Here is a 25,104-nt window from a genome sequence, read left to right as displayed (position 1 = left end):
GCCCTGAGCCACCGCCGACCTCCGAAAACGCGCTGCCGGCCGCGCGCCGCTCCGTCAAAACGCGACGCCCAGGCTGAGCGCGCCCAGGGCTTGAGCGATGAGGGGAGCGGAGCGCGCCTCGTCGACGGCGATGACGGGGCGCGGCAGGAGCGTGAGGCAGGTGAGCTCGAAGCCGAGGCTCACGCTCGGAAGAAAGAAGAACTGGGCGCTCAGCCCCACGTCGGCGGCAAAGAAGAAAAACCCCTCGCTGCGCCCCACGAGCGGCAACGTGACGTCGCCGGTGGCCTGGAGGTGATAGGCGCCGATGCCGAGGAGCGGCCCCCATTCCCAGTGAGGACCGGCAGCTGCTGGCGCGAGGTTCCAGCTGGCCCGGAGGAGCGCGAGCTCCTGGCGCACCTGGGCAGCGCCGCCTCCACCACGGAACTCGGCGCCGAAGAGGGGGCCGCCCAGGAGCAGACCGAGACGGAGGCTCTCGTCGACGCGATAGTGCGCCCCGATCTGCGCCCCCGCGCCGCCGCCGATCGGAGGCGTGAAGAGGACGAGCCCTCCGGTGCGCAGGTGGAAGCGGGGAGGCTTCTGGGAGAAGCGGAGCACCTCGGGGGCGGGCGGCTGCGCCTCGACGCCGAGCACGTCCCGCGCGGGGGCTTGGCCCGAGCCGAGCTCGAGCAGGCTTGCGCGCAGCAGATCGACGGCGCGCACGGCGAGGAGCATCGGGCCATCGCTCGAAGGGTCGATGAGGAGCCTGCGCGTGGTCGTCTTGCCGGTCACGCGATCCACGATGCACACCTCGGCGGCCGTGCCGCTGCCGTCGCGGCTCAGCGCGACAGCCGCGAAGGCCTCGCTCTCCTGCGCCTTTCGCTCGAGCTCCTCGGCCCCTGGAGGGCGCGCGGCGCTCCCGAGCGCGATCACCTCGAAGGACTGCAGCTCGAGCTCGGCGCTGAGCCGTCCGAAGGCCTCGAAGAGCGTGGCGTCGCGCGGGGGCGGCCGCACGACGAGCACCCGCTGCGCCCAGGCCAGTCGAGGGCAGACGAGCAGCAGCAGCAGGACGAGGAGCGTTCGCGCCCGCTGACCCATGGATCAGGGCTGCGCGGCGAGCTGTCGGGCCGTCTTGGCGTGGACCCCGCTCGGAAAGAGGCGCAGGTACTCCTGCGCCACCGCGCGCGCCGCGGCGGGCCCCTCGAGGATCTGGACGGTGCGCATCTTTCCCGCGAGCGATTCGGCGGCGAAGGGGCCGCTCGGCGCCTCGCGGAGCGCCGTCTCGTACCAGGTCCTGGCGCGCGCGGCGGCGCCGCGGCCCTCGTGCAGGCGCCCGAGCAAGAAGGCGGCACGACTCCCTGCGGCCTTCGCGTAGCGCGAGCGCAGGGCCAGCAGGGCCTGCTCGGCGAGCTCGCCCTGCCCCACATAGCGGGCGGCGTCGGCCAGGGCGTTCAGATCGGCGGCGTCGCAGGAGGCGAGACAAGCCTGCTCGCCCCGCGCCGCGGCCTCCTGGACGACGCGCCGGAACTCGCCCTGAGAAACGAGCTTGGTCCAGGACGGTTTGCCGCTCGGCGGCGCGGCCGGGGGCGCCGGATCTTCGGAGGAGCTCGGCTCCGGGGAGCTCGCGGGCTCCGGCGGCGCCGGCGCGACCTCGGCGCCCTCTCCCTGCGCGGCGGGAGGCGCGGGCTCGGGGCCGTGCGCCGCGGCGTCGCTGACGAGGAGCGTCCTCGCCGACGCGTCCCCCACGAAGCGCTGCCCCGCGCGCACGCTCACGGCGCCGAAACCGGCGTAGCCCTCCACCTCGACCGAGCCCTCGTGCAGGGTCACCTCGATCCGCTCGCGGTCGGCGTCCCAGTGGAGCTCGAAGCGCGTGCCCGTGACGCGGACCACGAACGGACCCGCCACGAAGCGCCAATCGCTGTGCCCGGTGTGCGTGATCTCGGCGTCGACGCGGCCGCGCTCGACCGAGACGCGGGCGCCGCTCTCGTTCTCGATCTCGTCGATGCGAAGCCGCGCCCCTGCCGCCGCCCGGATCTGCGTCCGATCGGAGAAGGTGATGGCGGCCGGGTGATCGAGGGGCACGCGCACATAGCCGCTCTCCTCCTCCGCCCCTTCAACGACATAGTCGAGGCCTCGCTCCGGCAGCCAGAGGAAGAGAGCGAGCAACACGCTCCCGGCGAGGGCGAGCGGCGCTGCCCAGCGCACGACCGCCCGCGGCTTGCTCGCGCGAGCCTGCTCCTCGTCGACGCGGCGCAGGAAGGCGGCGCGCGCCTCGATGCGCTCTGTCTCGCTCAGCCGAGCGGCGCGCTGCAGGAGCTCCGCAACGGGATCGAGCTGTCGTCCGGGGTCGCTCATGGCCAGAGTCCTTCACGCTGAGACAAAAACTCCTGGAGGGCTGGCTCACGCGCCTTTCGCAACAGCTCGCGTGCGCTCTCGAGCTCCCGGCGCAACGTCGATTCGGACACGCCGAGGGCCGCGGCCGTCTCGAGCATGTCGAGGCCTTGGACGTGGCGCAGCACGAAGGCCATGCGCCGGCGCGTGCTCAGCCTGTCGAGCGCGCGGTGGAGAGCGCGGAGCACCTCGCGATGCTCGAAGTCGACGCGCTCGAGGGCGCGCTCGGGGAGCTCCCCGCTCGGGGAGAGGCCCACCCAGCGGCGTATCTTGCGCTTCCGGATCTCGAGCGCCGCTTGCCGCGCCGCGATGGTCGCGAGATAGCCACGGAGGGCCTGCCCGTCCTGGATGCGCGCGGCGCCCTGGATCAGGGACAGGAACACCTCCTGCACCAGATCTTCGAGGCTCGTATCGGGGCCGAGGGCGCCATAGAGCACACCTCGCACGAGGCCGGAGTACCGATCCCAGATGACGGCCATGGCCTCGCGCTCTCCTGCGGCCGCGCCGGCGACCAGGCTCGCGTCCGACCGCTTTTCAGCGGGAAAGCGGGCCAAGGTGGGCACCGGCGGCGGTGATACGGAGCGCGTGGGGTGAGCCACTCCCTCCTAGTTACTTGGGGGCGTCTCGACCCGCCAGAAAAATTCGGCAGCTGCCGGCCCGCGGGGTCGAGGCAGGAAACTCGGAGCATTTCGCTTGCGCTCCACGGCATGGCCTCCCAGCTTTGCCTCGTTCCTTATGCGTCTCTCCCGCAGCACCTGGGTCCTCGGAGCCGCCGCGCTCTCGGCCGCGGCCTGGGGGTTTTCCTGTGAGGACCAGCTCATCCAGACGGCCACGCGGCTCCCCGGGGACGCGGGCCTCGGCGGCAGCTCTCCTTCCCTCGCGGACCTCGCTTGCGAGGGAGATTCGCCCGACGACGAGCTCCCTCCGGGCGCCGCCTTCGGGGAAGGAGAGGAGCTCGCGCGGTCGCCGCTCGTCAGCGAGAGCTATGGTGCGCTCGAGGGCCCCGGTCTCTCCATCACGGCGCGCGATACCTTCCGCGTCTATTGGAACGGCGCCCTCGTCGCCGTGAGCGAATCGGCGCGCGCTCCGCGCTTCGTGCCCCTCTCCTTGCTCCCGGGCGACAACGTGATTGCCGTGAGCGTCCATGCCGCAGCGGGGACCCCCGCGGCGCTCGTCCAGCTCGACGAGCTCGAGCGCAGCTACGGGAGCGGCAGCGACTGGAAGCTGAGCACGGCGCCGGAAGGAGACTGGACGGCGCCTGGCTACGACGACAGCGGCTGGATGGCGGCGCGCGAGCTGGGGAGCGCGGGAGATCTGCCGGGCTGCGATCCCGGGGGTTCCTTTCCATCGAACACGACGGCTCGCTGGATCGGGCCGGCGCCCGGGACGAGGGGGCCCATCGCCCTCCGGAAGGTGATACGGATCGAGCCGGTCGGCTTCGGCGAGAGCACCACCGGCGGCGCAGGTGCGACGCCCGTGCTCGTCTCGAGCTGGGCCGATCTCGAGAGGCTCGCCGGCTCCGACGCGCCGGCTGTGCTCCTGCTCGCCGAAGGCACCCACGATTTCCGCCGCAAGGGATCGGACGTCGCGGACATCGAGGTGTGCCCGAGCGCCTGCGCGGAGGATGCCGAGAAGATGCTCTATCAGGTCCTCACCGGGGATGCGACCTGCGCGAGCCCGCTCGTCGGCGCGACGCGGAACGATCGCATCCTCCGCTTCGGCTCGAACAAGACGCTGGTCGGGCTCGGACGCGGCGCGGCGCTGCCGGGTGTGACCATGGCCCTCGACGAGAGCCAGAACGTCATCATCCGCAACCTCGCCCTCTACGATCTGAACGCCGGCATTCTCGAAGCGGGCGATGCGTTCACGCTGACAGCCCCCTCCAGGGTCTGGATCGATCACACGACCGTCAAGTGGATCAGCGACGCCTTTACCGACATCCTCGCGGGCACGAGCGCGGTCACCGTCTCCTATGTCCACTTCGATGGGAGCAACGAGGCGGAATGCGGCGGACGCGAGCGCTGGGCCTCCACGATCACCGACTCCGAGGTGACGATGCACCACTGTCGCTTCGATGAAGCGAGCACGCGCGCCCCCCTCGCGGTCGGCTCCCAGGCGCGCGTCCACCTCTTCAACAACGTGTTCTCGAACATCTCGGGGTGGGCGGTCGGCGCTTCGTGCGAGGGGCAGCTGCTGCTCGAGGCGAGCGTGTTCGAGAACGTCGAGGCAGCGACGCGGCGCTCGAGCTGCAGCGACTCGACGGGCATTGGGCTCCTCCTGGCCGTCCCTGGCTCGAACCTCTACCGCGACGGGAGCGGCGTTCACCTGGGCGGCGGGGGCGAGGAGCCAGCCGATGACGTCTTCACGCCTCCTTACGACTACGCGCCCGAACGGGCGAGCGACGCCTTTCCCCAGGTGATCTCTCGCGCCGGCGCGGGAGGGCCCTGGGCGCTGCCGCTCGCGCGCGAGTAGCGCCCGCTTTTTTTGACGGGTCCGACCTCCCTCGAACAACCACCCGTCGTGTTGCCCTTCAGCGCGCTCTTCCGCCATTCCGGCGGCAGTCGAAACTTCCATCATCGTTCGCTCGGGGCGGTCGCGTGGATCTGCGCGGGCCCTCTCGCTCTCGTTGGCTCGTTCGCCTGTTCGAGCGAGCAGGACGCCGACCCGCTGACCTCCGCGGCCGGAGGCGGCTCGTCCGCCGCATCCGGCGGGCCATCGAGCGGCACGACCGCATCCGGCGGGCCATCGAGCGGCACGACGGGGAGCGGAGGCGCGGTGTCGCCCGGCGGCTCGGGAGGCGCCGACACGGGCGGCAGCTCGGGGACCGGCGGCGACGGCGGCGGCGGCTCAGGCGCAGGTGGCTCGGGCGGCGGCAGCGGCGCGTCCGACTGCAACAGCGCGACAGGTGGGCCGCTCGTCGAGGTGAACCGGGATGGCTCGGGGGATTTCACCTCGGTTCAAGCCGCGATCAACAGCGTCGCCAGGTCGAACACGACGCCCACCGTGATCCGCATCGCCCCTGGGACCTACGCCGAGAAGCTCGTCGTCGACCGCCCCCACCTGACGCTCTGCGGCCGGGCAGGTCAGGCGGAGACGACCGTGCTCACCTACGGCGACAGCGCCAACACCTCGAACGGCGCAGGGGGCACGCTGGGCACCTCGGGGAGCTTCAGCGTCAACATCTCCGCGAGCGACGTCTCGGTCGAGAACATCACCTTCGCCAACAGCACGGGCCCAGGCATCCAGGCCGTCGCTCTCCTCGTCTCCGGGAGCCGCGTGCAGTTCCGTCGCTGCCGGGCCCTCGGTTACCAGGACACGCTCTACGTGAAGAACGGAACGCAGTACTTCAGGGACTGTTACATCGAGGGCAGCGTCGACTTCATCTTCGGGGGCGCCACGGCCGTCTTCGAGAACTGCACGATGCACAACGCCGCGGGCGGGACGGCGATCACGGCGCCGAGCACGGACGAATCGATCCCTTTCGGGATCGTGTTCCTCGGAGGACGGGCCACGGCGGCCGGCTCGGTCAGGTCCGGCTCGGTCGCCCTCGGTCGCAACTGGAGGCCCTACGGCGCGACCGCCTACCTCGGGACCGAGCTCGGCGCGCACATCGCGCCCCAGGGCTGGGTCCGCATGGGCGACAACACGCTCGCGACCGCGCGCTTCGCCGAGCACATGACCACGGGACCTGGCGCGAAGCCGGGCGAGCGAGCCCCGGAGTCCAGGCAGCTCAGCGCGGCCGAGGCTGCGAGCTACACGGTCGAGAGCATGCTCGCGCCCTGGAGGCCTACGTTCGCGGACTGAGAGCGCCTCTCATCGACCCTTGTCCCTCAAGACCAAAGAAAGATCAAAGCGCGATGAAGCAGAACCTCTTCGCCTCCTTCCTCCTCGCGCTCTCCCCTCTCGGCCTCGCCCTCGCCTGCGGGACTTCAGCGCCCGACGGCCCGGGAGGCATCGACTCGCTGGCAGGGGGAAGCGGGAGCACGGGCGCAACGACGGGAGGCGCGGCGAGCGGAGAGAGCTCGGCCGCCGGAAGCTCGGTCACGGGTGGAGATCCGAGCCCGGGAGGCACGGGGGGCGGCGGCTCGGCGAGCACCTCGGGGGGAGCGGGCGGCGGCGAGCCGGGCGCGGGTTCGGGGGGTGCGGGCGGCGACGGAGGCGGAGGCGCGGGCGGCGCGGTCGACAGCGACGGTTGTCCCCTGACCCTGGAGGGCTTTGCCAGCGTGAGCGGCGAGGGCCAAGACGGGACCTATGGCGGACGAGACGGAGAGACGGTCACGGTGACGACGCAGGCCGATCTCGAGAAGTACGCCGGCGCGGCCGAGCCCTATGTGATCCGGGTCCAGGGAAAGATCACGATGTCCCCCAAGGGCAAGGAGATCTCGGTCGCATCGGACAAGACCATCGTGGGCGTGGGCGCGACGGCCGAGATCTCCCAGGGGGGGTTCTTCCTGGGGAGCGGGGTGCACAACGTCATCCTGAGGAACCTGACCATCGGGGACACCTTCGTCGAAGGAGACTGGGAAGGGAAGACGCAGGACTTCGACGGCGTCCAGATGGACACGGCCCACCACGTCTGGATCGATCACTGCCATTTGCACCACATCGGCGACGGCATGATCGACAGCCGCAAGGACACCTCGTACTTGACGGTGTCCTGGAGCATCCTGAGCGATCACAACAAGGCGTTCGGGATCGGCTGGACGGAGAACCTCACCGCGCAGATGACCATCCACCACAACTGGTTCCGCGATCTGAACCAGCGGAACCCCAGCACGGACAACGTGCTCCGCGCCCACCTCTACAACAACTGGCTCCAGCGCATCGACTCCTACGGCAACTACGCGCGCGGCGGCACCAACATGGTGCTCGAGAACAGCGTGTTCGACACGGTGAATCGCCCGCATTACTATGACGACGGCACGCTGGTCGCCACGGGGAACATCTACCGTTCCACGTCGGGGGACAAGGAGTCGAGCGGCTCCACGGTTTCCTTCTTCGATCCGAGCGACTTCTACGAGTACTCCCTCGATCCCGCGGACCAGGTCGAGGCGCTGCTCACCAGGTGCGCAGGTCCGAGACCTGAGCTCGGCCTTTGAGCCACCGGGAGCGCGACGAGGCAGGGGACCAGCCCTCGGGGGAAGCGGCTCTACCGCAGCGCTCCAGGCCCCTCCTCCGGCGTGCAGAGCGTTGTTGACCGCGATCCGGGCTCCGATCCCGAACCGCCTTCATCACCCGCCGGAGAGGCGGCGTCCGCGCGCGCATCACGCCCCCGACCTCCGACATGGGGTCCAGGGACGGGTCGACAGCGCGGCAGACCAGCGCGCCGGCGCGGGAGGCGCGCGGCGCAGGGAGACGCGCTGTCGTGCTCAGCGAAGCCGGAAGAAGGCGGGGACGGCGTGGACCATGGAATGAGCTTATCGCGGTCGGGGATCGCGGACAACCGGCGAGCGAGGTCACGCCCTCTGACGACGCGCCCGGGGCGGCTCGGGCGCGCCGCCTGAGGCGGCCTTCGGACGGCCGCCGACGAACGCCGCCAGGTGCTCGCCGGTCAGCGTCGACTTTGCCGCCACCAGGTCGGCCGGGGTGCCTTCGAACACGATCCGCCCGCCGTCGTGGCCCGCGCCCGGCCCGAGGTCGATGATCCAGTCGGCGTGCGCCATCACCGCCTGGTTGTGCTCGATCACGATGACCGACTTGCCGGCGTCGACGAGCCGGTCCAGGAGCCCGAGCAGCTGCTCCAGGTCGGCCAGGTGCAGCCCGGTGGTCGGCTCGTCGAGCACGTAGACGCCGCCGTCTTCGCCCATGTGCGTCGCGAGCTTGAGCCGCTGCCGCTCGCCGCCCGACAGCGTGGTGAGCGGCTGGCCGAGCCGGAGGTAGCCGAGCCCCACGTCGGCCATGCGCTGCAGGATCGCGTGCGCGGCCGGCGTACGCGCCTCGCCGGCGCCGAAGAAGCGGGCCGCGTCGTCGACCGACAGGTCGAGCACCTCGGCGATGTTGAGCCCGCCGAACCGGTACTCCAGCACCGACGCCTGGAACCGCCGGCCCTCGCACTCCTCGCAGACCGTGGCGACGCCGGCCATCATCGCCAGGTCGGTGTAGATCACCCCGGCGCCGTTGCAGGTCGGACAGGCGCCCTCGGAGTTGGCGCTGAACAGCGCGGGCTTCACGCCGTTGGCCTTCGCGAACGCCTTGCGGATCGGCTCCAGCAGGTCGGTGTACGTCGCCGGGTTGCTCCGCCGCGAGCCGCGGATCGGGGTCTGGTCGACCGACACCACCCCTTCCCGGCCGCACACCGAGCCGTGGATGAGCGAGCTCTTGCCCGACCCGGCCACGCCGGTCACCACCACCAGCACGCCGAGCGGGATGTCGACGTTGACGTTCTGCAGGTTGTGCGTGCGGGCGCCGCGCACCTTGATCACCCCCGACGGCTTCCGCACCGACGGCTTCAGGGAGGCCCGGTCGTTCAGGTGGCGGCCGGTGAGCGTGCCGCTGGCCCGCAGCGCGTCGACGGTGCCCTCGAAGACCACCTTGCCGCCGGCGGTGCCGGCGCCGGGGCCGAGATCGACGACGTGGTCGGCGATCGCGATCACCTCCGGCTTGTGCTCGACCACGAGGACGGTGTTGCCCTTGTCGCGCAGCCGCCGCAGCAGGTCGTTCATCCGCTGGATGTCGTGGGGGTGCAGCCCGGCCGTCGGCTCGTCGAAGACGTAGGTCACGTCGGTGAGCGACGACCCGAGGTGGCGGATCATCTTGGTGCGCTGCGCCTCACCGCCCGACAGCGTGCCGGACGGCCTGTCGAGGCTGAGGTAGCCCAGCCCGATCTCCACGAACGAGTCGAGCGTCTCCCGCAGCGTCGCCAGGAGCGGCGCGACGGACGGCTCGTCCAGGCCGCGCACCCACGCGGCGAGGTCGCTGATCTGCATCGCGCAGGCGTCGGCGATGTTGATCCCCTTGATCTTGGAGGACCGGGCCGCCTCGTTGAGCCGGGTGCCGCGGCACTCGGGACAGGTGGTGAAGGTGACCGCGCGGTCCACGAACGCCCGGATGTGCGGCTGCAGCGCGTCGACGTCCTTGGACAGGTACGACTTCTGGATCGACGGGATCAGCCCTGCATAGGTGAGGTTGATGCCGTCGACCTTGATCTTGGTCGGCTCCTTGTGGAGCAGGTCGTGCAGCTCTTTCTTGCTGAACTTGCGGATCGGCTTGTCCGGGTCGAAGAAGCCGCAGCCCCTGAAGATGCGGCCGTACCAGCCTTCCATGCTGTAGCCGGGGATCGTGATCGCGCCCTCGTTGAGCGACTTCTTGTCGTCGTACAGCTGGGACAGGTCGATGTCGGAGACCGAGCCCATCCCCTCGCATCGCGGGCACATGCCGCCGTTGACCTCGAACGTGCGCGCCTCGGTCTTCTTCCCGCCGGCCTTCTCGACGACGATCTGCCCGGCGCCGCGGACCGAGGGGACGTTGAACGAGAAGGCGTTGGGCGACCCGATGCGCGGCTTCCCGAGCCGGCTGAAGAGGATGCGCAGCATGGCGTTGGCGTCGGTGGCCGTGCCGACCGTCGACCGGACGTTGGCGCCCATCCGCTCCTGGTCGACGATGATCGCGGTCGTCAGCCCTTCCAGGACGTCGACCTCGGGCCGGGCCAGCGTCGGCATGAACCCCTGCACGAACGCGCTGTAGGTCTCGTTGATCAGCCGCTGCGACTCCGCCGCGATGGTGCCGAACACGAGCGACGACTTGCCCGATCCCGAGACGCCGGTGAACACGGTCAGCCGCCGCTTGGGGATCTCGACGCTGACGTCTTTCAGGTTGTTCTCCCTGGCGCCCTGGACGCGGATCAGGTCGTGGCGGTCTGCGGCGTGCTGGCTGGAGGCGGTCATGTTTCGCGATCCTGTCATGGATGTTCGACGGTTTGTGAAGAGATCCCCCCGGCCGGCTGCCCGCTCAGTCGGCGGCCCGCCCGCTGCGCCACTTGGTGGCATACGGCAGCACGAACAAGTACAGACCGGTGAACAGGAGCAGGGCGAGCGGGAGCAGCGGCGAGTAGGTCACCCAGGCGGGAGGCTGCCCCTGTCCCGAGGCCAAGGCGACGAAGTTGGCGATGACGGCCACCGTGAAGGCGACGGACACCCAGCGGTGGCTCTGTCGAACCAGTTTGTTCACGGGAGCCTCGCGAGCAGCTCGACGAGCTTTCCACCCATCATCTTCCAGCCGTAGCGCGCGCCGCCGAAGTTCTGCTTCTGGTCCGGCTTGAAGCCCGATTGCTCGAGCGACAGGCGGGTACCCGACGCCGTGGGGGTGAGCGTGAAGGTCACGACGGTGTCGAGGAAAGGCACGGTCCACGTGTAACTGATCTTCCTGTGCGCCTCGATCTCGAGGATGCGGCAGTCCACGGTGCCGTCCCACCCGGGGTACGGCTGCGTCTTGAACGTGAACGCGGCCCCGGGATCGAGCTTGAACCCGACGGCGGGCAGGAGCCACTCCGCGAGCAGCTCGGGGTCGGTGAGCGCGCGCCACACCTTCTCCGGTGAATGGCGCAGATCGAATTCGAAGGAGATGGATTCGGTTTGCGACGGGGCGGTATTGTCGATGAGGCTCATTCGTCCATTTTCTCCAGCAGGGCTTCGAGGCGATCGATGCGGTCTGTCCAGAAGGCTCGGTAGTGTGCGATCCAGTCGAGGAGCGGCTTCATCCCGCGCGGCTCCACCCGGTAGTAGACGCAGCGCCCTTCGCGCCGGGCGTTCACCAGGCCGGCGTCCTTCAGCGTGGCGAGGTGCTGCGAGACCGCCGGCTGCGAGATGTCGAAGCGCGCCGTGAGGTCCTTCACCGCCGCTTCGCCGCGCGTGAGCGACTCGAAGATCGCCCGGCGGCTGGGGTCGGCCAGCGCCTGGAAGATCTTGTCCTCGGCCGCGGCCGCGCGCTGCATGGTCAACCTATAAGCCGACGCTTATGGATTGTCAAGCGCGCAGACCGGGCCGCCGGGACCGGCGGAGCGGGGTCATGATCCTCACGCTCGGTGCGTGACCTCCGAGAGCGGCCCCCTCCGCGGTGAGCTGCGGCACACCAAGGGGCGCGGGCTTCCCGTCGCTCTAGCCGGCGCGCGCGTAGTGGCTCGGAGGCTGGCCCACGTGCCGGCTGAACGCCGTGCTGAAGGTGCTCGCCGAGCCGTAGCCGACGCGCTCGGCGACCTCGGCGATCCCGAGATCGTGGCGGCGGAGCAGATCCCTCGCCACGGCCATGCGCAAGGCGAGCAGGTATTCCATCGGCGGCAGGCCGACGGCGCGGGTGAAGCGCTCGAAGAACGTCGAGCGCGAGAGCGCCGCCGTCTTCGCGAGCTCGGCCACCGTCCACGAGCGCGAGAGCTCGGCATGCATCTGCCGTATCGCCGGCGCGAGCCGCGCATCGGCGAGCCCGCGCAGGAGCCCCGGAGGCGCGTCGTCGCCTGACGTCGACCGCAGCGCCTCGATGAGCATCACCTCCACGAGCCGCGTGAGCACGAGATCGCGACCCGCCTTCTGCTCGTTCGATTCCTCGCCGACCAGCCGCACCAGCACCGAGAGCCGCTCGACACCGCGCACGTGCACCAGCGCTGGCAGCAGCGACACCATGAGGGCCGCGTCCGGCGCGTCGAAGACGAAATACCCGCCGAGCAGCCGCGCGTCGGGGCGTCCGCCGCGCGTGCCGTGGCGGACCTCGCCCGTCGGCGCGGGCGTGACCTTGGGGTCGACGCGCTCCGGCCTCACCGGCTCGAAGCCCGACAGCGTGAAGCCCGGCGTCGCCGGCAGGAGCACGAAATCACCTGCCTCGAGCGTGACGGCGCGCTGACCGTCGACAGCGAGACGGCAGCGGCCCTCGAGCACGGCAGAGAAGCTCGGTTGGCCAAAGTCCGAGTAGCGAACCCCCCAGCGGCCGGCTCCGCTGATGACCTTCGAGAACACGGCGCGCGGCTGGAGCAGCGCGATGACTTCCGAGAGCGGGTCGTTCACGTCCGGACTCTAGCCAATGAAACACGGACTGTCCATGATGGACCGTCCGGCTCACCGCGGCTACTTTACCCTCATGAACGCCGCGCGCACCGCGGCAAAGAAGTCGACGTGAATGCGACGAATGGCGTTCGTTCGACGATGACCGCACGTCCCGGAGGGGGCGACGAGGTGAGAGATAACGCGATGAAGACGGTGCTCATTACTGGTTGTTCCTCTGGCTATGGCCTCGAGACGGCGCGCCACTTCCACGCGCAGGGCTGGAACGTGGTCGCCACCATGCGAACGCCGCGCGAGGGCGTCCTGCCCCGATCGGACCGGCTGCGCGTGGTCGCGCTCGACGTGACGAAGCCCGAGAGCATCGCCGCCGCGATCGAGGCGAGCGGGCCTATCGACGTGCTCGTCAACAACGCGGGCATCGGCCTCTTCGGCGCCTTCGAGGTCACGCCCATGGCCACGGTGCGCGAGGTGTTCGAGACCAACACCTTCGGCGTGATGGCGATGACGCAGGCCGTGCTGCCCCAGCTCCGCGCGCGCAGGTCGGGGGTGATCGTGAACGTGACCTCGAGCGCGACGCTGGCGCCCATGCCGCTGGTGGCCGTGTACACGGCGAGCAAGACGGCCATCGAGGGGTTCACCGCGTCGCTCGCGTTCGAGCTCGCGGAGTTCGATGTGCGGGTGAAGCTGGTCGAGCCGGGCTATGGCCCGAGCACGAGCTTCACGAGCAACGGGGGGGCCCGGATGCAGGGGCTGATCCCCGAGGCGTACGCGCCCTTCGCGCAACGCATCTTCGCCTCTCTCGGGCAGCCGTCCGCGGTGACGAGGGAGTCCGACGTGGCCGAGGTGGTGTGGCGCGCCGCGAACGACGCGACCGGGAAGCTCCGTTTTCCGGCCGGTCCCGACGCGGTGGCGCTGGCTCGCTCGACATAAGCACCGTCGACGGGGCGCGGTGGGCCGTCGCGATCCGCGACCGGGACGCCGTCGCGCGCGCCTTCTCGGGGCTGCCGCTGGCCCCCGTTAGCCCGGGTGTGCGGGCTGCCGGACCGAGTACTCGGTGCCCGAGCGGAAGGGCACCGTCATCGACGCGAAGCCGTGGCGCGGATCGCGCACGTAGGCGACGTAATCGCGGTAGTCGGCCCTGAAGACGCCGACGTTGTCGGTCACCACCACGGCGCCCGGACGCAGGGCCGGGGCGACGAGCTTCAGCACGTCGAGGGCTCGCAGGGGAAACCCATCGTTGAGCATGAAGTCCACCTCGCCGAGGTCGGCCCGCAGCGTCTCCGTCGCGTCGCCGACGCGGATCTCGGCGAAGGACGCGAGCCCCGCCTCCTCCAGGTTCGCCTGCGCGCGCCGCGCCTTCTCCGGCACGAGCTCGGTGCCGATGACGCGGCCGCCGCCGTTGTCGCGCACCGCCGCCGCCAGCCACAGCGTCGAGACGCCGAACGACGTGCCGAACTCGACGATCGTTGTGGCGCGGAGCGCCCGCGCCGTCAGGTAGCAGAAGGCGCCCTGGTCGCTCCCGATCGCGAGGTACTTGTCGGCGAAGTCGAACTCCGTGCCCGGAACGTCGATGCGGCGGCCGAGGAGCATCCGCGGCAGCTTCGGCAGCAAGTGGAGCAGGACGCCCGGCAACTGCCGGTCGGCGTCGTCGTGGAGGCGCCGCAGCACGGCGCGCACCCGCCCGTCGGGCAGGATGGCGAAGGGATCGGATTTCATGGGAGGAGAGCCTAAGCAACCGGCGCCTTGACCGCATTGCGCAATCAAGACAAATTGTTGTTCAAAGCGGTCATGGCAGCGAAGCGGCGGAGCTCGGGGGCGACACGGATTGAGCATCCGACGGGCTGGACGATCCGCGGAGACGTCCAGGTGGCGAACGAGCCCCGTGGCGCTGCGGCGTCGCTCGAGTCGCTCGCGACCCGTTTCGCGCTCGAGGCGCGTGGGCGCTGGAAGACCGAGGTCGCGCGGCCGGTGAACGCGATCGGGCTCAGCATGGCCAGCGGCGGGCTCGAGAGCGAGCCTCACGCGCACCGCGAATCGCAGCTGATGTACCTGGTGCGCGGAGAGCTGGTCTGCGAAGGGTCGAGCGCCCTCTGGATCGTGCCGCCGCAATCGGCGCTGTGGATCCCCGCGTCCGTGACGCATCGGATCCGCGCGCGCGCGCCGCTCGAGGGCTACAGCGTCTTCGTCGAGCCCGGCGCGGCGCCGAACCTCCCGCGGGATTGCTGCGCGGTGTCGGTGACGCCGCTCCTCCGCGAGCTGTTGCTGCGCCTGGCGACGCGCCCCGCGCTCTACGACCTCGAAGGGCCGGACGCGCGGCTGGTGAGCGTGCTCCTCGACGAGCTCGCGACCGTCTCCATCGAGAAGCATCGCCTGCCGATGCCGACCGATCCGCGGCTCCGTCGTCTGGTGGACGCGATGACCGCCGATCCGGCGAACGGCGCGACGGCGAAGGCGTGGGCGAAGCGAATCGGCGTCGGCGAGCGCACCTTGAACCGTCTCCTGGTCGAGGAGACAGGCTTGAGCTTCGGCCGCTGGCGCCAGCAGCTCCACATCATCCTCGCCATCCAGAAGCTCTCCCGCGGCGCGGCCGTGCAAAGCGTGGCGCTGGACCTCGGCTACGAGAGCGCGAGCAGCTTCGTGACCATGTTTCGCAAAGCGCTCGGGACGTCGCCCGCGCGGTACATGGCGGGCCGCCTGGCCGCGCCTGCTTGAGCGGAGGTGGGATGGCGAGGCCGGGAGGCGGGCGCTCCGGGACGGGAGTCGCCGCTCTACCGCAGGATCTCCTCGAGCAACGCGTTCGGCGCGCCGCGGCGGTCCTCGCCGAACGACGTGACGCCCAGGCCGTAGTACTGGTTCATGATGGTGAACCACAGATCGCGGAGCTGGCGATCGCTGCCGAGGGCGCCGTAGGCGACGTGCGCGTCGTTCAAGAAGACGCCGTTGCCGCCGAGGAGCACGATGGGCAGGTCGTACCCGTCGTGATCGTGCGAGCGCATCTCGCTCATGTGCACCATGACGCAGTGATCGAGCACCGTGCCGTCGCCCTCGGGGATCGCGTCCAGCCGCTGCGCGAGCTGCGCGCTCTTCTGGTTGAGCCAGCAGTTGATCGCCGCGTAGTCGAGGTTGCTCTGCGCGATGATCTTGTACTGGCCATTCTGGGTCGCCTTGTCCAGGTTGCCGGCGGCGTGCTGGGAGGAGTGGTAGTGCAGGCTGCTCTCTCTCCTGTACGCGAGCCCCACCTTGGCGCGGACGTCCTCCGGGATGCACCGGTACTCGAACTCGGAGCGCATGTCGTCGAGCATGTGGGTGATCACGCGCGTCACGTCGCATTGAATGGCCATGACGATGAGGTCGATCATGACCTTCGCGTGATCTTCGTGCTTGTACGGGCCGGCTCCCGTGTTGTCGTTCTCGTTGAGCCCCTCCGCCTGGCCCGGCGGCTCGGGGACCACGCCGGGCTGGCCGATCGGGCTGCAGCCGAGGCCCCCTTGCCCCGGCGTCATCGTGTCCTGGACGCGGGTCGCGTTCTTCTCGATCTCGCGCAGCGAGTCCAGGTATTGCTGGACGATCTTGCGATCCTCGGAGCCGACCCGGTTCATGAGCGAGTTCGCGTCCGCGAGCACGCCGTCGATGACGCTCTTCTCGGCCGCCGCGCGGCGCTCCGCCTCGATCCTGGCCTCCTCGTCGCTCTGCCCTGGCACGCCGGCCCCCACGCCCGCGCCGACGAGCGCGTCGAACACCGCCTTCGGGTTGACCGAGCGCTTCAGCGGCTCGCGCGGGCTCTTCCACGAGACGACCTGGTTGTAGGCGTAGCTGCGCTGGTCGAAGAAGCCGGGCTTGACCCCGAGCCCCGTCTGCAGCGACGGGATGCGGGTCGCCTGCTCCGGGCCTGCCTTCTGGACGATGAGCTGGTCGACCGAGACGCCGTTGCCCACCCACTCGCCGAGGTCCTGGCGCGCCTCCCTCCCCAGCTGATCGGCGTCCACGCAGGTCGAGAGCGCCGCGCCGAGGCGCGAGTGGGAAGGCTCGATGTAGGGGTGCTGCTCCGTGCTCCACGTGTAGTTGCCGAGGCGGCTTATCATGAGCATCTTCGACTTCACCGGCGCGAAGTGCTCGAGCACCCTCGGCAGCTTGAAGTCGGCGCCCTTCAACGTCTTCCCGAACGCCGGGGCCGTCTCCCACCAGTGATGGGGCGCCCCGTTCGGGAACGTGCAGAGCAGGAAGCGCTTCGGGGTGCCGGGCTCCCCCGCGCGCGCCCCGCGCGGCGCGAGGCTCTCGAGCCACGGCAGCGCCAGACAGACGCCCGCGCCGCGCAACAGGTTCCTGCGTGTCATCAAGCGTTTCATGTGCGCATCGCTCCTTCGTGCCTCGCCTCGTGCAGAAACAACGCGCGCGGCCTCACCGCGCCTTGCCCTTCCCTCGAAGGCGGAACGCATCGCTGGTCACCACCTGCTTCACCAGATCCGCGATCGTCCCCCCGCCCCAGCGCTCGGCGATCTCCTTGAGCCTGGTCCTGTCGTCGCCGCTCGGGCGCCGGCGCAGGGCATAGCTGAAGAGCTGCTCCGAGGGGCACGCCCCCGACCGGGCGCCCTCGACGAGCGCCGGCACGAGGCCGGAGATGTCCTCGAACGCCGCGCCCTCGTACACCCCCGTCGCGTCGACCGGGTCGCCGTTCGGGTACGCGGTCCGGTAGGCGCCGATCGGATCGAAGTTCTCCAGGCTCAGCCCGATCGGGTCGAGCACGTCGTGGCAGCTCGCGCAGTCGGGCGACGCGCGGTGCTTCTCGAGCGCCTGGCGAACATTTTCGACGGGGCCCTCGTCCCCGCCCGCGTCGCCGAGCTCCGGGATGTCCACGTTGGGGGGCGGCACCAGGGGTACGCAGAAGAACTGCTCCAGGATCGTCTTCGCGCGGGACGTGGGAGAGGTCCTGTCGGCGCGGGACGACAGCGTCAGGAACGCCGGGAGCGTGAGAAACCCCCGGCGCACGCCCTCGGGGTCGTTCGCGGTGAGCGGCTCGACGAGCCGGCTCTCCGGGTGGGGCGCCGTGAGGAACTCGGACCAGGGCCGCCCGCCGGTCGTGAACTCGGCGAAGTAGGCGTTGGCCTGGTCGAGCATCGCGCCCTTCACCTCGTCGTTCCAGAGCGGGAACCGGGTCGCGTCGGCGTTGTGGCTGGGGAGCGTGCGCGTGCCGAGCCACTGCCCGAAGAAGTTCTGGAAGAAGGCGGCGCTCTTCGGGTCGGCCAGCATGCGGTCCACCTGCTCTTGGAGCTCGTCCTCGGTGGCCAGCCGATCGGCCTCCGCCGCGTCGAAGAGCTCCTCGTCCGGGAGCGAGCTCCAGAGCAGGTACGAGAGGCGCGACGCGACCTCGTAGCCGTTGAGGGCGCCCGCCGATCTCGCCGAGTCGGGGCCCAGCTCGATCCGGAGGAGGAAATGCGGCGACGTCAGCAAGGTCCGGACGACGTGCTGCACCGCCTGGACGGGGGACATCTCGAGGGCGGTCCGCGCGTGGGCGTACTGCGCCGCGTACCGCTCGACCTCCGCCGCCTCGAGCGGGCGCCGGAACGCGCGCAGCCCGAAGCGCTCGATGATCTCGCGCGCGCACCCGTCGCCCGCGCCTTGCGCCGGGTCGCACACGAGGATCTTGGCGCGCTGCGCCTCGTTGGAGAACGCGTCCTCGGCGAGGGTCCTGGCGGCGTCGTAATACCCCTGGACCAGGACCTGCGAGAGGTTCGAGAGCGCGCTCACGTTCGCGTCGTAGCCCTTCGCGCCGAAGGCCGGGAAGCCGTCCGCGGGCCGCAGGCGCGTTCCCAGGAGGTGGGCGACCGTCGAATTGTACTCCGAGGCTGTCATATGGTGCAGCGGCATCCCGTCGACAGCGAGGGCGACGTCCTGATCCGGATCGCCGTCGCCCTGCCCCGGAGCGCTATCGCTCCCGAGGGTACCAGTGCACGAGATGCTCAGGAGGCATCCCCCGGCGGCGAGCCAGGGACGCGCGAACACTCGCTCCAATCTGAACGTCATCATCGGCTCCCGCGTATGGAATCGGCTATTCCCCCTAGTGACCGGTGCGCGCGGATTTCGTGATCAAATCGACGTCGGGGCCGCGCGAAGATCAGGCCGTGCCCTGTGCACAGAAGTCTACGGTGATGGTGTTGCTCCTCGGGCTGCCCGGGTGTGGGGCGGACGTGGAGGGCCTCCTCGGAGCCTGGCGTGGTGGCGGTGCACCGCGTCGGAGAACGCCTGTCGAGCGGCCCTCAGCCGCGCATACACGGTGTTGACGTTCACCCCGATCTCCTGCGCGATCTCCGCCGCCGGCATCTCTTCCAGATCGGCGAGGAGGAGCACCACGCGCTTCTCCTCGTCGAGGGACGCCAGGAGGTCGTGCGCCACGCGCGCGGTCTCCGCCCTCGTCATGGCCTCGTAGGGGCTGAGGTCGCTCGGCCCTGCGAGCTGCTCGGGATCCACGATCTCCCCTGTCCCGCGGTGGGCCGGGCTCTGGCGGCGCAGCGACCGCCGGTGCGCCTGCACGACGTTGGCCACGATCCCGAAGACCCACGTCTTCAGCGAGGAGCGGCCCCGGAACTCGGGGAGCCGTCGGTGCACGACGACGAACACCTCCTGGCACACGTCCTCGTGCGACGAGGCGTCCACGCCGAGGCGGCGCACGGTCCGACCGACGAGGGGAAAGAGCTTGCGGTACACCTTGACGAAGTCGAGCGGCGCGGCGTCGTCGGGGACGGCGGAGACCGCGTCGGCGGGCGGAGCCGTCGACGGAGCGACCGCCGCGCGGGCGGTCACGGGCTGGGCAGCCTTCGCACGCACCATCGGTACGAACACAACCCTCTCGCGGTAGGAGCCGAGCTCGATCCCGATGGCGAAGGTGCCGGTATGCATCACGACCCCCTCAGGGCAAAGTCGAAGCAGGAATCCCAGTATTGTGAACGCTCACATTTTTTATGTCAACGAGGATCTGTCCATCCGCGGCCACGCTCGACGTCGCGTCGCTGGCGCTGGCGCTGGCGAGACTCCCCCGGAGCGGCGCGTCAACAAGACGGGCGCAGGGCCACGGTATTGTTCGATGTGGATTCCAATTTCGGGATCGAGGCTCCCTCGCGCCGATTCATTTGAGTTGACATGGTCTATGTGAACGCTCACAATTCTGCCTCGGGGCGTCCTTCCGCTTTGTCCCGGGTAGCCGTCGTGCGCACCGGACTCTTGGTCCTTGGTACCGGGCTCGAGATCCGCGCTGACTCCGCTCGGGTGTCGTAGACGCAAGCCATGGCGAGCTCGCGGGGGCTCGCCCGCGCCGGGCTCGCTCAGGCGGAGCCGATCCAAGTGAGCCCATCCTGACGGAGGGAGCAGAATGGCGATAGGTCGGACGAGATCGTGGTTCGGATTCACGATGACGGCGTGCATCGCCGGCGCGTGCGGCGGCGCGCAGACCGCCGACACGCCCCCTGCGGCAGCGCCGCCCGCGCCGGCGGCGGCCCACGCGACGGGCGCCCCTCCAGCGGCCCCGGCCGCCAAATCCGAGCCACCTGGTGGTGAAGCCGTGAACGCAAAGCCCGCTTCCGTCTCCAAGGCCCCCTTCGGCAACGCCGATGGCAAAGAGGTGCTCCTTTACACGCTGACGAACGCGAACGGCCTGGTCGCGAAGGTGATGACCTACGGCGCGACGGTGACCGAGCTCCACGTCCCCGACAGGACAGGGAAGATGGGCGACGTCGTCCTCGGCCACGACAACCTCGACGGGTACCTGAAGAGCAGCCCGTACTTCGGGGCGACGGTCGGCCGCGTGGCCAATCGCATCAAGAACGCGCAGTTCCAGCTCGATGGCAAGACCTACAAGCTCTCCGCGAACAACGGCGCCCACACGCTGCACGGCGGCAAGAAAGGCTGGGACAAGGTCGTCTGGGACGCGGAAGCGACCGAGACGCCGCGCGGCCCGTCCATCAAGCTCACGTACGTATCGAAGGACGGGGAGGAAGGATACCCCGGCACGGTCAGCGCAACCGCGACCTACACGCTCACCAACGAGAACGAGCTCACGGTCGAGATGTCGGCCACGACCGACAAGACCACGATCGTCAACATGGCCCACCACAGCTACTGGAACCTGGGAGGGCACGCCTCGGGCGCCGTCGCCGACCAGGAGCTGACGCTGCACGCCGACAGCTACACCCCGCCGGACGCCACCGACATCCCCTCGGGCCAGATCAAGCCGGTGAAGGGGACGCCGCTCGATTTCACCGCCGCGAAGCCGATCGGCAGGGACCTGAAAGCCGTGGGCGGCAAGCCGGTCGGATACGACCACAACTTCGTCGTCAACGGCGACCCGCACAAGCTCCGCCAGGCGGCGCGGGTCAAGGATCCGAAGACCGGTCGGGTGCTGACGGTCGAGGCCGACCAGCCGGGGATCCAGTTCTATACCGGCAACTATCTCGACGGGTCGATCAAGGGCAAGGGCGGCGCGGTCTACGACCAGTACAGCGGCCTCTGCCTCGAGCCGCAGAAGTTCCCGAACTCGATCAACGTCCCGGCCTGGAAGAACGAGGTCATCCTCAAGCCCGGCCAGCGCTACGCGCAGACGGTCGTCTTCCGGTTCACCACCGAGTAGCTCGTCGATCGTCGCCCGCGCTGCCCGGCGGCGCCTGCGCGCTCACGCGAACGTCGCGATCGGCGTCACGTCCGCCGACCGGCCCAAGGAGAATCCATGCCCCGCTCGAGCTCATGCAGTATCTCGCTCCTCGTCGCGCTTTCAATCGCTGCCTGCGGGTCCGACGACGGCGCCGCCGGCGGCGGCGGCTCGGGCGGCAGCGGAGGAAAAGGAAGCAGCAGCTCTTCGAGCAGCAGCAGCAGCTCTTCGAGCACCAGCACCAGCACCAGCAGCTCTTCGAGCACCAGCACCAGCACCTCGGGCGCGGGCGGCACGGACGACCCGAACCCGAACGGCGGGGGAGGACAGGGCGGGACGGTCGATCCGGTCGGCACCGAAGGCGACGGCGATTTCGAGATCGGGCCGCGCTACCAGGACGCCCCGGAGATCAAGAGGATCGACGGCGTTCCCCAGGGGCGGACGTTCACGTTTACCCTGTCCTCCCGGGAGAGCGAGATCTTCACCGGCCACGACCCGACCTTGAACGACAATGCCAAGGGGGATTTCAACCGCCGCGTGGAGGTCGCGATCCCCGCGACGTACGTCGACGGCGCGGAGGCGCCGTTCATGGTCGTGCAGGACGCGCGCGACAGGAACGAGATCATCAACACGATCAACAACCTCGTCGCGGACCCGGGCAACCATTTCCCGAGCGTCATCGCCATCTTCGCCGCGAGCGGCGGGGGCGACTCGTACGGCAGCGAGCGGGGGCTCGAATATGATACCATGTCGGACGCCTATCAGAGGTTCGTCGATACGGAGCTCCTCGAGGCGGTCAAGAACGATCGAGCCGTCCGCGCCGCGTACCCCAACCTGAAGTTCACGAGCAACCCGGACGGCCGCGCCACGTATGGATGCAGCTCGGGCGGGGCGGCGGCGCTGACCATGGGCTGGTTCGGGCACGACACCTACCGCAAGATCGTCACCTACTCCGGCACGTTCGTCGACCAGCAGAACCCCCGCGCGCCCACCGAGGCCGAGTATCCCGACGGCGCCTGGGAGTACACGGAGGGGCTCATCCGGGAGAGCCCGCGCAAGCCGCTGCGCATCTTCCTGCAGGTCGGCGAGAACGACCTCGGCAGCACCAGGGATGAGGCCAGCCACCACAACTGGGTGATGGCGAACCAGCGCGTGGCGGCGATCCTCAAGGAGAAGGGGTATCATTACCGCTTCGTCTACGCGAAGGGCGCCGGCCACTGCGAAGGGAGCGTGATCAGGCAGACGCTCCCCGACACGCTGCGCTGGATGTGGCGGGGCTATCCGGTCGATTGAAGGACGGTGGTCCAGCTCTGCTGGGCCCCGCAGGCTGTGGGTCTACGAGCGCGTGCGGAGCTCGGGGAACGCTGTGCTAGGGTTCCCGCGCCGGCTGGTCGTCTTCGTCGTCGCCGAAGAGCACGCCGATGTGTAGCGGGGTCGCCTCGAACGGCTCGGCCCGGACCTGCTCGCCGCGTTCGGCGACGAGGATCTCGACGTAGCCTTCCTGCGTCCAGCGGTAGACGGCCAGGGTCTCCTCCTCGGGGTCGATGATCCAGGAGTGCGGAACCTGGTGCCGGTGATAGACGCGCTTCTTCCTGATGAGATCGTTCCGCTTGTTCGTCGAGAGGATCTCGCAGATCCAATCGGGGCGCACCAGGATCGGGGTACCGCGCGGGCGCTCCGGGACGCGGTCTCGCCGCCAGCCGACCACGTTGGGGCGGACGGTGTTCGCGGCGTCGAAGTGGACATCGACCTCGGTGGCGAACCACCAACCCCCGGGCCTGCGCCCGCCGGGCCGCTGATCGTAGGGGTCGACGTAGGCGGAGAGCTTGCGTTGCACGGCCCCGTGCTCGCCGGTCGCGGCCCCCTTCTCGACGATGCTGCCCTCGATGAGCTCGTGGCGCCGCTCCTCCTCCGGGATCGCGAGGAGATCCTCCAAGGTCGCGGGGCGGGCACCCTTCGGCGCGGATGCGGGCATGCTCCGAGGATAGCAAATCCCTCCGGGCGGCGCCTGGTGCGACATGGTGCCCGCTCTGCCCGCGGCCTCGAGGGCGGTCACCGGCACGCGCGGCGCACGCGGGGCGCCTCACCCACCGGCATTACCTAGCCGCGCTCGCCAATCGCCGAGCGGGACCGTGCATTGCCCCGCGGGCGTGCGCGCAGTGCCAATCTGGTGGAGCTCGGAAGACGCTCTCGAGGAGGTCGGGGCCCCTGGCTCCGGGGGCTTGCGATCTCCCCTGGACGCCACCAGGAGAGGGAGAGATCGGGAGCACATCCATAACGCTCTCGGGAGAGGAACATGAGCAAGACCGAAGACCTGCAGCGTGATCTCGAAGGTAGGGTCGCGATCGTCACCGGCGCGGCGAGCGGCATCGGTCGGGCCACGGCGCTCTTGCTGAAGGCGCGCGGCGCCCTGGTCGTGGCCGAGGACGTCAACCCGGCGGTCCACGAGCTGCCCCGCGGTGACGGCCGCATCGTGCCGTTCGTCGGGGATGTCGCCCAGGAAGAGACGGCCAATCGCGTGGTCGCGCTCGCCGTCGAGCGCTTCGGAAAGCTCGACATCCTCGTCAACAATGCCGCGCGCATCATCAACAAGCTCGTGGTCGACATGTCGCTGGACGACTGGAACTCGATCATGAACGTGAACGTCACCGGGGTGTTCCTGCATTCGCGCGAGGCGCTGCGGGCGATGATCCCGAACCGGCGCGGGGCGATCGTCAACATCGGCTCCTACGCCTGCTTCTTCGGGTTCCCGCAGATCGCCGCCTATGCGGCGTCGAAGGGCGCGCTGGCGCAGCTGACGCGGGTCCTGGCCCTGGAAGCCATCGACCATGGCGTCCGCGTCAACGCCGTCGGGTCGGGCGACGTGGTCACGAACCTGCTCAACGACATCCGGCCCGACGGCCGCGAGTTCTTGCGCGATCACGGCAAAGGCGCCCCCATCCGTCGCGCGGCCGCGCCCGAGGAGATCGCCGAGGTGGTCGCGTTCCTGGCGTCCGACAAGGCGAGCTTCATGGTCGGCTCCATCGTGATGGCCGACGGCGGATACTCCGTCGCCATCCAGCCGGGGGAGTGAGCGCCGGGCCCCGGCGGGCCAGCGAGCACGCCCCCTGCCCGGCGCGATGCCGGCGAGCGACGCGCGCTCACGACGCGGTCGAGGCGCGCAACGGGAGGCGTGTGCTACCGTCCAGCGCCGATGACGCGGTCACGGGCGCGATCGACGGACGCGAACGCCAAAGGACGGCTCGCACGGCCGCGCGTGGCCGAGGCGAGGGTCGCCCACGGGTTGCCGCTGCGGGTGAGGCAGACGGAGACCGATCTGCTCTTCGCGGACGTCGAGTGGGGCTCTCCGGCGCTCGTGCGCGTCCTGCAGGGCCAGAAGCAGCTCCGCCGCGCGGACGAGTCCCTCGCGGCGCGGCCGGGCGAGCTGCTCTATTTGCCCGCGGGCACCCGGGTCGACGTGCGCAATGTGCCGGCGCAGGGGGCCTACGAGGCGGAGGGCGTCATTCTGTCGTTCGAGCTCGCGCGCTACCTGCCGCCTGGCGCGGAGGCGCGCGAGCGCCAGCAGGTCCGCAAGCTCCGCGTGGCCGAGCACGAGGAGCTCGACGCAGCGTTGACCCGTTGCCTGGAGGCGTTCGAGCGAGGCCTCCCCGCGGCCGTCCAGCGCTCGCGCCTCCTCGAGCTCGTCGCGTGGCTCGGCGAGGCAGGCATCGACCCCTTCGTCGCGGCGTCCGATCTTCGTGTCCGGCTGAAGCGAATGCTCGGCGAGCGCCCCGCCCACCCGTGGCGATTGCCGGAGGTCGCCCGGCAACTGGGGATGAGCGACGACACGCTGCAGCGTCACCTGCGCCGCGAGGGCACGGGGTTCCAGCAGCTGCTGCTCGAGATCCGGATGGATCACGCGCTCATGCTCCTGTGGACGACCGATCGACCGCTCGCCGTCGTCGCCGAGCAATCCGGCTACGACTCGCCATCTCGGTTCGCGGAGCGCTTTCGGGATCGTTTTGGCGTGCTGCCCTCGGAGCTGCGCCGCCGCCGCTAGCGCCCCTTCGCCCAGGGGCGTCGCGCGGCGGATTGCGGCGTCCGAGCGCGCGGTTGCGGTTCCGAGGCGACCCGGGG

Annotated in this window: 22 protein-coding genes; 9 read left to right on the top strand and 13 right to left on the bottom strand. The window is 70.0% G+C overall.

Translation table 11 applies throughout. From position 1 onward, the window contains the following. Window positions 1-54: 54 nt before the first annotated feature. Genes WME98_RS32365 through WME98_RS32355 form a run of 3 tightly spaced genes read right to left on the bottom strand, consistent with a single transcriptional unit; the run spans window position 55 to window position 2,846 of the window. A complete protein-coding gene (locus WME98_RS32365; protein WP_437945550.1) occupies window positions 55-1,074 on the bottom strand; it encodes a hypothetical protein in 1,020 nt (339 codons plus the stop codon). Between the two features lie 3 nt (window positions 1,075-1,077). Continuing rightward, window positions 1,078-2,331 (bottom strand): FecR domain-containing protein, encoded by a 1,254-nt coding sequence (locus WME98_RS32360; protein WP_437945549.1) that lies wholly within the window; start codon window positions 2,329-2,331, stop codon window positions 1,078-1,080. After that, a complete protein-coding gene (locus WME98_RS32355) occupies window positions 2,328-2,846 on the bottom strand; it encodes an RNA polymerase sigma factor (RefSeq protein WP_437945548.1) in 519 nt (172 codons plus the stop codon). Before WME98_RS32355 ends, WME98_RS32360 begins: the two co-directional genes overlap by 4 nt. Window positions 2,847-3,102: 256 nt before the next feature. Here WME98_RS32355 and WME98_RS32350 point away from each other — a divergent pair, with 256 nt between their 5' ends. The 3 genes from WME98_RS32350 to WME98_RS32340 all read left to right on the top strand — a co-directional run bounded on the left by WME98_RS32350 (window position 3,103) and on the right by WME98_RS32340 (window position 7,466). Continuing rightward, entirely contained in the window at window positions 3,103-4,839 is a 1,737-nt protein-coding gene (locus WME98_RS32350; RefSeq protein ID WP_437945547.1) for a hypothetical protein, read from the top strand. 303 nt (window positions 4,840-5,142) lie between these two features. Next, a complete protein-coding gene (locus tag WME98_RS32345; RefSeq protein WP_437945546.1) occupies window positions 5,143-6,171 on the top strand; it encodes a pectinesterase family protein in 1,029 nt (342 codons plus the stop codon). Between the two features lie 53 nt (window positions 6,172-6,224). Next, entirely contained in the window at window positions 6,225-7,466 is a 1,242-nt protein-coding gene (locus tag WME98_RS32340; protein WP_437945545.1) for a pectate lyase family protein, read from the top strand. A gap of 357 nt (window positions 7,467-7,823) precedes the next feature. On the opposite strand, the gene WME98_RS32335 is transcribed toward WME98_RS32340, so the two are convergent. From WME98_RS32335 to WME98_RS32315, 5 genes are all read right to left on the bottom strand, one after another. Next, on the bottom strand, window positions 7,824-10,250 hold the full coding sequence (locus tag WME98_RS32335; protein ID WP_437945544.1) for an ATP-binding cassette domain-containing protein: 2,427 nt from the start codon (window positions 10,248-10,250) through the stop codon (window positions 7,824-7,826). Between the two features lie 64 nt (window positions 10,251-10,314). Further along, complete coding sequence (locus WME98_RS32330; RefSeq protein WP_437336635.1) at window positions 10,315-10,533, bottom strand: hypothetical protein; 219 nt, start codon at window positions 10,531-10,533, stop codon at window positions 10,315-10,317. After that, window positions 10,530-10,970, bottom strand: coding sequence for an SRPBCC family protein (locus WME98_RS32325; protein WP_437945543.1), 441 nt, complete (start codon window positions 10,968-10,970; stop codon window positions 10,530-10,532). Before WME98_RS32325 ends, WME98_RS32330 begins: the two co-directional genes overlap by 4 nt. After that, on the bottom strand, window positions 10,967-11,296 hold the full coding sequence (locus tag WME98_RS32320; RefSeq protein ID WP_061624550.1) for an ArsR/SmtB family transcription factor: 330 nt from the start codon (window positions 11,294-11,296) through the stop codon (window positions 10,967-10,969). Before WME98_RS32320 ends, WME98_RS32325 begins: the two co-directional genes overlap by 4 nt. A 163-nt stretch (window positions 11,297-11,459) precedes the next feature. Beyond that, on the bottom strand, window positions 11,460-12,356 hold the full coding sequence (locus tag WME98_RS32315) for a cupin domain-containing protein (protein ID WP_437945542.1): 897 nt from the start codon (window positions 12,354-12,356) through the stop codon (window positions 11,460-11,462). Window positions 12,357-12,539: 183 nt separating this feature from the next. Here WME98_RS32315 and WME98_RS32310 point away from each other — a divergent pair, with 183 nt between their 5' ends. Beyond that, window positions 12,540-13,283: an SDR family oxidoreductase gene (locus tag WME98_RS32310; RefSeq protein WP_437945541.1), complete on the top strand. Its 744-nt coding sequence runs from the start codon at window positions 12,540-12,542 to the stop codon at window positions 13,281-13,283. Window positions 13,284-13,370: 87 nt separating this feature from the next. Here the strand turns inward: WME98_RS32310 and WME98_RS32305 are convergent, their stop codons facing one another. After that, window positions 13,371-14,069 carry an O-methyltransferase gene (locus tag WME98_RS32305; protein ID WP_437945540.1) on the bottom strand — a complete coding sequence of 233 codons (699 nt, stop codon included), beginning with the start codon at window positions 14,067-14,069 and terminating at the stop codon, window positions 13,371-13,373. A 150-nt stretch (window positions 14,070-14,219) separates the two neighbouring features. On the opposite strand from WME98_RS32305, the gene WME98_RS32300 reads away from it, so the two are divergent. After that, entirely contained in the window at window positions 14,220-15,065 is an 846-nt protein-coding gene (locus WME98_RS32300; protein ID WP_437945539.1) for an AraC family transcriptional regulator, read from the top strand. Between the two features lie 56 nt (window positions 15,066-15,121). Here the strand turns inward: WME98_RS32300 and WME98_RS32295 are convergent, their stop codons facing one another. From WME98_RS32295 to WME98_RS32285, 3 genes are all read right to left on the bottom strand, one after another. Further along, on the bottom strand, window positions 15,122-16,699 hold the full coding sequence (locus WME98_RS32295) for a DUF1552 domain-containing protein (protein ID WP_437945538.1): 1,578 nt from the start codon (window positions 16,697-16,699) through the stop codon (window positions 15,122-15,124). Between the two features lie 52 nt (window positions 16,700-16,751). After that, window positions 16,752-18,353 carry a DUF1592 domain-containing protein gene (locus tag WME98_RS32290; protein WP_437945537.1) on the bottom strand — a complete coding sequence of 534 codons (1,602 nt, stop codon included), beginning with the start codon at window positions 18,351-18,353 and terminating at the stop codon, window positions 16,752-16,754. A 138-nt stretch (window positions 18,354-18,491) separates the two neighbouring features. Further along, the gene (locus tag WME98_RS32285) at window positions 18,492-19,247 is read right to left on the bottom strand and encodes an RNA polymerase sigma factor (RefSeq protein ID WP_437945536.1); all 756 of its coding nucleotides are present in this window, start codon (window positions 19,245-19,247) and stop codon (window positions 18,492-18,494) included. 508 nt (window positions 19,248-19,755) lie between these two features. Between WME98_RS32285 and WME98_RS32280 the strand changes: the two genes are divergently transcribed. Both WME98_RS32280 and WME98_RS32275 read left to right on the top strand, forming a co-directional pair. Then, window positions 19,756-20,970: an aldose epimerase family protein gene (locus WME98_RS32280; RefSeq protein WP_437945535.1), complete on the top strand. Its 1,215-nt coding sequence runs from the start codon at window positions 19,756-19,758 to the stop codon at window positions 20,968-20,970. A gap of 96 nt (window positions 20,971-21,066) precedes the next feature. Beyond that, window positions 21,067-22,281 (top strand): alpha/beta hydrolase, encoded by a 1,215-nt coding sequence (locus WME98_RS32275; RefSeq protein WP_437945534.1) that lies wholly within the window; start codon window positions 21,067-21,069, stop codon window positions 22,279-22,281. 76 nt (window positions 22,282-22,357) lie between these two features. Here WME98_RS32275 and WME98_RS32270 read toward each other — a convergent pair whose 3' ends face one another. Continuing rightward, on the bottom strand, window positions 22,358-22,963 hold the full coding sequence (locus tag WME98_RS32270) for a Uma2 family endonuclease (RefSeq protein WP_437945533.1): 606 nt from the start codon (window positions 22,961-22,963) through the stop codon (window positions 22,358-22,360). Window positions 22,964-23,284: 321 nt separating this feature from the next. On the opposite strand from WME98_RS32270, the gene WME98_RS32265 reads away from it, so the two are divergent. Both WME98_RS32265 and WME98_RS32260 read left to right on the top strand, forming a co-directional pair. Next, window positions 23,285-24,061, top strand: a complete 777-nt coding sequence (locus WME98_RS32265; protein WP_437945532.1) for an SDR family NAD(P)-dependent oxidoreductase — start codon at window positions 23,285-23,287, stop codon at window positions 24,059-24,061. Window positions 24,062-24,244: 183 nt separating this feature from the next. Continuing rightward, window positions 24,245-25,027, top strand: coding sequence for an AraC family transcriptional regulator (locus WME98_RS32260; protein WP_437945531.1), 783 nt, complete (start codon window positions 24,245-24,247; stop codon window positions 25,025-25,027). Window positions 25,028-25,104 lie beyond the last annotated feature (77 nt).

The organism is Sorangium sp. So ce296 (assembly GCF_051529605.1).
Lineage (GTDB): Bacteria > Myxococcota_A > Polyangia > Polyangiales > Polyangiaceae > Sorangium > Sorangium cellulosum_D.
The sequence above is the reverse complement of the archived record's forward strand: the minus strand, read 5'-3'. Positions and strand labels throughout refer to the sequence as shown.